Origin of the sequence: Prevotella sp. P2-180, from assembly GCF_002251435.1 — a bacterium.
In the GTDB taxonomy this organism is placed as follows: domain Bacteria; phylum Bacteroidota; class Bacteroidia; order Bacteroidales; family Bacteroidaceae; genus Prevotella.
Window position 1 is genome coordinate 1 of sequence record NZ_NPJI01000036.1, and the last position, 5,899, is coordinate 5,899.

At 38.6% G+C, this 5,899-nt stretch carries 5 protein-coding genes; all 5 read left to right on the top strand.

Annotated features, from left to right (window positions below):
• On the top strand, positions 1–728 hold a 728-nt coding region (locus CIK98_RS05855; protein ID WP_216358958.1), incomplete at its 5' end, for a hypothetical protein.
• Between the two features lie 225 nt (positions 729–953).
• Positions 954–1,319: a DUF3244 domain-containing protein gene (locus tag CIK98_RS05860; protein WP_172409836.1), complete on the top strand. Its 366-nt coding sequence runs from the start codon at positions 954–956 to the stop codon at positions 1,317–1,319.
• 38 nt (positions 1,320–1,357) lie between these two features.
• Positions 1,358–1,642: a hypothetical protein gene (locus CIK98_RS05865; protein ID WP_094383332.1), complete on the top strand. Its 285-nt coding sequence runs from the start codon at positions 1,358–1,360 to the stop codon at positions 1,640–1,642.
• Between the two features lie 81 nt (positions 1,643–1,723).
• The gene (locus tag CIK98_RS05870) at positions 1,724–2,842 is read left to right on the top strand and encodes a 6-bladed beta-propeller (protein WP_172409837.1); all 1,119 of its coding nucleotides are present in this window, start codon (positions 1,724–1,726) and stop codon (positions 2,840–2,842) included.
• Positions 2,843–2,939: 97 nt separating this feature from the next.
• Complete coding sequence (locus CIK98_RS05875) at positions 2,940–5,741, top strand: RICIN domain-containing protein (RefSeq protein WP_141210423.1); 2,802 nt, start codon at positions 2,940–2,942, stop codon at positions 5,739–5,741.
• Positions 5,742–5,899: the final 158 nt, after the last annotated feature.

A 5,899-nucleotide genomic window follows, 5' to 3' on the forward strand; every position in this document is an offset into this window, starting at 1 on the left:
CTTGTAAAAGGATTAATGATAAGCAACTTTCCACCGATATTGATTCTTTGGAAAGATTCGCTGATAAGTACATGTTGGACTTATATTCCCAAAAAGGGAAGTATTTTGAGGAGAACATCAACCAAGGGCGGCAGTTAGAGAGGCAGGAAAATGCAGTGATGGTCAGAAACGGTGTAATACTTTTCATCATCGTTACAGTACTATTATTGGCGGCTTTAGTGTATGTCTATCTTTCCAAAAGGAAAGCCTTGCATGCGCAAGAGATAAAGTATATGCAAGATCAGTATGAAATGGAACTTGACTCCCAAAGAAAGGAAAAGGAATATTTGGAAAAAGAGCATAATCTATTGCTTGAGTCAAAAAACAAGCAAATAGCTTTGTTGAAAAACGGACTGTTTGAAAGGCTTGAACTTGCCAAAAAGATCAAGGATGCAAAAGGACAGAGCTGTCATATCGTCATTAATGACAATGACTGGAATCAACTGTATTCACTGCTTGAAGGTGGAGAAGAGTACTTCGTAAGCAAACTCAAGGAGAGATATCCAAGTCTAAGTAATGATGAAATACAGATGTGTATGCTTATACGCATTGGACTGTCCAATGAGGATATGGCAAACATATATTGTATCACCGTAAATTCCATGAAACGCAAACTATACAGTTTCAAGGAAAAGATGGGCATTACAGACAAGAACCAATCAGTGAGGAACGTGATTCAGGGATTATAGTGACTTTTATTGATTATAATACCCCGCAAATTGTTTCATTTGTTTTCGATTTTGTTTCATAACCAATAAGAATCTACCTAGCTTTAAATGATAATTTGATAATTAGATAACTGATTATCAGTTGTTTATTTCTTGTTTTAAGAATATATGATTGACTACCTATTTTTCTTGCGTATTATGAGTATTTGATGTAATTTTGCAGCAAAAACAAAAAATAATATGGTTATGAAAACTCTAAAAAAGATTTTATTATGCTTGTTATTACTCATTCCTTTAAATGTGATTGCCGGTAAGGAAATTACATTAAAGGAAACTTATCCCGATATTGGTCCAAGGACTTCCGTTCCCTCTGTTGATGCAACCCTTTATTCCGATTATATCCTATTAGATATTAATAGGTATTACGGAAGTGTTGTGGTTGAGGTAGAGAATGAAGAGACGGGAGAAGTTGCTACGGCGGAGTACTTCGTCAATAGCAGAGACTCTTTCTCCTTTGACATTTCCGACATGCCCGTTGGAGCGTATATTATAAGGATACGTTTTAGTAACGGGGTGGAGTGTTATGGGCAATTCTCTATTGAAGAAGAATAAGTATATTAACAGTATTATTAATAATTTGAATTAAAAAAATGAAAAAGGAAAGTTTATTAGTTAGTGGCTTTATGCTTGCAATGGTTGCTGCTGCAGGTGGTTATCATGTTTTTACTTGCAATTCCTCTATAGAGGAAAAACTGTTGTTGGAGAATGTTGAAGCATTATCACAGAAAGAGTTTGAGTATCCAAATGGTTATCCCTACAGATCAACTTGCAATGTAGCAATAGGAGCAAAAAAAACATGCAAAGTAGAAGTGATTACATGTCAAGGCGGCGGTTCTGGATGCAATAGTAAAAAGTGTCCTGTTCATCCAGTATAGCAGTATTTATAACATCAAAAATCTTTATTGTTTTATAATAATGAAAAACAATATGGTTTTTGATGTTTAAAAATTATGATTATGAGAAACGTATATTTATATTTTATTGGCATTTCTTTAGTGGTCTTTGGATGTAAAGAACGACAATTGAATACCAATGTTTTGTCTGCTATTGATACAATTGTATATCATAAGCCAGTTGATACCTTATGTTCTCAGTATGTTTCCAAGATAACATATTTGCAATTAAAAAATAGTGACAATCATATGTTGCATGATGTCACTAAGATAAAATCGAGCAAAGATAAAATATACATCTTTAGCAAAAAGATGCATAAATTATCCGTATATACAAAAAATGGGGCGTTTGTTTATGAAATAGACCAACAGGGAAAAGGATATAAAGAATATATGGAAACTGCAAATTTCACTATTGACGATAAGTATATATACATATTGGATAATGTGAAGAATCAGGTTGTCCTTTTTGATATGCAAACAGGCCTATTCGTAAAGAAAATAGCTATTCCTTTTATAGCATGGGATATGGAATATTTATGTGATGGTAGATTTCTGTTTACCTGTATCCCAAACAATCCCGCTGGAAAATTATCCAAAAAACAGCCTAATGGAGCTGTTTGGGAAACAGATTCGACATTTAATAAAGTGCAAAGGCTATATTTCCCATATCATGATGATTATTATGAAATGGTTGGTAAGGATGTCTATTTTACCAAATCAGAGGATAAAGTCATATTTCATTCATTTCAAATGCAGGGTTTTTATATGTTCAAAAAAGAAAAATATGCTCCAGAGTATGTTGATTTGACTTTTGATAAGCCATTGCCAATTAATGGAAAAGTAAATTATTCGGAAGTAAGCGAGAATGGATACCAATTTCTTGCAGGAACCCCCGTCGTGCTTAACTCATACATTGTTCTATCTGTTGCGGAAAGTGGATACGACGAGCCTGTATTATATAATCGAATTACAAGGAAAATCAGTAAAAATCCAGAAGTGGACTCATATAACAATATACTATATCCTTTATTCGTTGTTGATAATAAATATGTCTATTATCTCGCAGACTATGATTTTTACAATATGTTAGTGTCCTCAGGTTTTAAGAGGGCTGAGGTAGAAACAGAAACATTGCTTGAAAATGGAGGGGCATGCCTATTGTTCTATGAAATGAAATAGAGGATATGTATCTTAATATATTACCGATAATATTAAATTGTTAGTTGAATGAATTTCATTTATATAATTAATAAAAATAATCAATAGGTATATAACAATGCGAACAACCGGTTTCTTCTGTTTCTTGGCTATTGCCATAATAATGTTGTCTTCTGTCGCAATGGTATCTTGCGACAGAAGACTTGATGATGCCTTGGATATGGCTGGCAGCAACAGGGAGGAACTGGAAAAGGTACTGCGACATTATGAGAAGGATGAAGACACATTGAAATACAGTGCTGCCAAGTTCCTTATTGAGAATATGTCATGCCATTTTTCGTATAGCGGAGAATGTGTCGAGATGCTCGACAAGGCATATCTCGCAATGTCAGAAGAGGCAAAAGAGCTGCGTGACAGTGTGTTCAAGGCAAAGACTGGCAGCATAGACTTCTCGACGAAAAAACTGTCGGTGGATATTCAGTCGATAACATCCGCCCAACTCATATCCGCCATTGATGATGCTTGCGCATTATGGCATAAGGTGAATTGGAGCGGGGAATACAGTTCAGATATATTCTTTGATTACGTCTTGCCATATCGGCTTTTGAATGAGCAACCGGGCGACTGGCGAAAAGCCGTGGAAAAGGAGTTCCCATCCTTGTCTTCCCACTATATCGTAAGCAGGCGTGGGATGAGAGTAGAGGCTGAAGAAGCCGACATCAAAGGATGTAAGATAGAAGATGCAGTGAGCGCATCAAACGGCAAGATGGCGGTGATAAGCCACAATGGAGATTTGCTGGCATTTGAGGTGGAATGTCCTGTTGAGTGTAGGAAAATGATAAACCTTAGATATACGTCAACATGTAAAGGCAATAAAGTCGGCATTAAGGTCAACGGCAAGCTACAGGGCTATATGCCGTTAGCACCCTCACCTTCAATGTTTGTGTTTCAAGACAGCAAAAAAGGGGTGATGTTGCAGCTTCCTCAAGGTAAAAGCAAGATTACCATTGAATATGGCGTTGGTGTCGTTGGAGTGGATTATGCAGATGTATCAACAGTGGAGGAGTATAATCCAAAGGATGTGGAGGATTTTTCTTCACATTATTGTCGTATTAGCAATAGGCAAACCGAGAATGTGGTAAGGTTTGACACACTACAGTCTGCAATACTAAACTTGGTAAAACTGGAAAGTGCAGAAGTTTCAGACAGTTGCTGTATGTTGAGACTCGACTATTTAGGAGAGACATACTGGACGATAAAATCATTCAGGAACGACACTACCAATCTTTGTCTTGAGGTGAGATATTGTCTTACTGACGTTGGTGCGCCTATCGCTCAATATAACTACCTGAACGGCAACCATCAGCGTTGGGCAATACTTCCTGCCGAGAAAGGTTATTATCGGATTATGAACAAGCTCAGCGGCTTGTTCCTTGAATCCACCAAGGGTGAAGACGGAGACGAGATAATGGTTCAGATGCCTTATTCATGCAAAAAATCCCAGATGTGGAAAATAGATAGAATGGGAGACAATCCATACGCTAAGTCCAACTTCAAGGTTGGGGGATGCGTGACTGAGGCTATGCGTGTGTATGAACTTTGCGACCATTTCAGTTTTTTCCCTTATGAGGGCTCCATATCGCCCAAGTTGTCTTCCCTCATTTCGGGAAAGACAGGCAATTGTCGCGAAGAGGCCTCATACATAGTGTCCCTATGCCGCTATCTCGGCATACCTTCAGCCATCGACTTCACCCCGAATTGGGGCAACCGAAGCCAGTCACATTTATGGAGCGTGATAATCAATCCTGACGGCAAAGCCACTCCGTTCTATATGGGTTGTGTCCCTGGTGACACTGCCAATTACTCACATATATACAGAAAACCGAAGGTGTTCCGCCATCGCTTTAGGATTAACAGTCAAATGGCTGCCGACATGAGGGAAGAAAAGGAAGTCCCGCCCCAGTTCGTAGCGCCAGACTTCATTGATGTCACCGATGAGTATATTAAAACGACAGATGTGGAAAGGGCTGTTCCGAAGGAGTTGCAAGGAGAGCGAATAGCATATATATGCGTTTATGATAATCAGACTTGGAAGCCAGTTCACTACGGACGCATTACCAATGGCAAGGTCGTGTTCAAGTCAATGGGTCGCAACATTATGTATATGGCCGGAACATACAAGAAAGGGAAGATATGTCCGTTCGGTGTGCCGTTTATTGTGGACAAGGACGGAAAAACGCGTGATATAAATATCGACATGAGACATCGTGGCGGGATGACGTTATTGAGGAAATACCCTTTCTTCGGCAAGGAGGACTACTTCAATTTCCACATGTCGGGCGGTCGCTTTCAAGGAGCCAATCGTGGGGATTTCTCAGATGCCGTTGAATTGTTCAAGCATGAGGGAATAACAGATGGAAACTGGTGCGAGGTGACAATAGATAACAACAAGCGATTCAAGTATCTTCGTTATATTGGCCCTAATGGATCCCGTTGTAATATCAACGAGTTGGAGTTTTATACAATTAAGGGCACTAAAATCACTGGAAGTGTTATAGGTACAGATGGTGAATCAGGGCATACCAAGGAAACAGTGTTCGACGGTGATATCTTGACAGGCTTCAGTGGAGTCAGTCCCGATGGTCATTGGATCGGTTTGAAGTTGAACAGCCCTGAAGCAGTCTGCAAGATAAGGTATATCCCCCGCAACGACGGCAACTGCATTGAGGTGGGCAATACATACGAACTGATGTACTGGAGTGGTGGCGAATGGGCTTCATTTGGCAAACAGACAGCCCGTAGCAACTCCGTCACATTCAATAATGTTCCCTCGAAAGGCTTATACCTCTTAAGGAATCTTACAAAGGGACACGAGGAGAGAGTGTTTACGTATGAAAATAATCGCCAGATATGGTGGTAATAATATAATTTAATTATTAACATTAAAAGTTTTAAATCATGAAGAAAAAGTTCATGTCATTATCTGTCTTTGCATTATTTGCATTGGCTGCATTCACGACTCATACCATCATAATAAGTTCTAAAAACATTATATATGACTCCAAAATTATTATATCT